The following is a 1,319-nucleotide window of genomic DNA, read 5'->3' as shown; positions in this document are numbered from 1 at the left end:
CTGCGGCCTCCTGCTGGCGGGGATTACGGTCACACGCCCCCCGCTGGGGTACCGTCCGACTTGTTGGTTCGGTAGATACGCAGCGGCGATATCCACCGCCTGTGACCAGCTGCCGTCCTCGGATCCCTGAAGCAGAGCCAGCATGTCCTCGTAGCAGAAGTCGAGCTGTCCGCCTTGGGCTCTATGCATCCACGTAATTCCGGGGGCCTCAAGGTCGGCGTCGACCAGCAGGACGTTGCCACCGCGACGGGCTACTTCATCGGCCATGGCGACCGCGTGCACTGTGCGCCCGACTCCCCCTTTGAACGAGTGGAACGCCACAAGTTGTACATCGTCGTGGAAACGCCCGTCGGCGGGGCGCTCCAGGGGATGTGCCAGCTGAGCTGTGATGTGCTTCTCGCGCAACAGCGGGACGCGGCGCGGCTGATCGGCGTTCTCCGACTCGGGGCTCAGGATGACAGGCGTGCCTTTGAACTCAGTCGTGCGTGGGTCGTCCAGCCCGAGCATGATCGTGCCATCACGCCATTCGGTCGAGCCTGCTCCGAACGCCTCGTCCAGCCACCGCTTGGCTTCCTCGGCCTCCGTACCACTGGAAACGATCAGTTCCAGGCCGTCCCACCAGCCGTCCGCAGCGCGCAGCCACCTGGGCCACCGGCCCGCAGTTGCCAGTAGCGCGAGATGCTCGTCGACGTCCACCCATGTGAACAGGTGCTCTGGGGGCGTCGGCCCTTCCAGATCGATCAGTTCAGCCACGGCTTTGTACCCTCCTGCCTTAGTCCCTTTCGCTCCACGTGATCAGAGCGCGGAGGGCTTCCTGGGCTTCCTTTTCGTCCGCCGCGTCAAGCGTCGCACCGTAGCGCCATGCCTGATGCAGGTCAGCCAGAGCGACGGAGCCACGCGCTGGCACACGCAATCGGCAGCTCTGGAGCCGTTCGAGACGCGCGCCCAGGGTGCGGGGCAGCCGAAGGTCCTTGGCCAGCTTGCGGAGGTCGTGAGTGGGCTCTAAAGCCGCAGTGTCACGGTGTCCCTGCCGGATAAGGAGTCTTTCCTTCAGCCCGCACTCGGCAGCGTAGAACAGTAAGAGTCCTACTGTGGCAACATCGCCCAGCGCTTCACTTGCTTCCACCGATTCCGCCGAGCCCCGAAGCTCCGTCCGCCTCTTTCGGAGCGCTTTGGCCCCCACCTGAAGCACCATGGTGGCATCCTCTCACCGCAGTCCAACTAGCCGCTTCAGTACGGCAGATGTGGTGCAAGCGAGGGAGGGCGGACCTGGCCAAACCAACAAGGCTTGAGCACGCGTTCGAACAGGTAGATCTGGA

At 64.4% G+C, this 1,319-nt stretch carries 1 protein-coding gene; it reads right to left on the bottom strand.

Annotation, left to right across the window (positions count from 1 at the left end):
• The coding region (locus AB0I03_RS26670) for an AAA family ATPase (protein WP_360417377.1) at positions 1-753 on the bottom strand (753 nt) is incomplete at its 3' end.
• Positions 754-1,319: the final 566 nt, after the last annotated feature.

Source organism: Glycomyces sp. NPDC021274, from assembly GCF_040641195.1.
Classification (GTDB): domain Bacteria; phylum Actinomycetota; class Actinomycetes; order Mycobacteriales; family Micromonosporaceae; genus Glycomyces.
The sequence above is the reverse complement of the archived record's forward strand: the minus strand, read 5'-3'. Positions and strand labels throughout refer to the sequence as shown.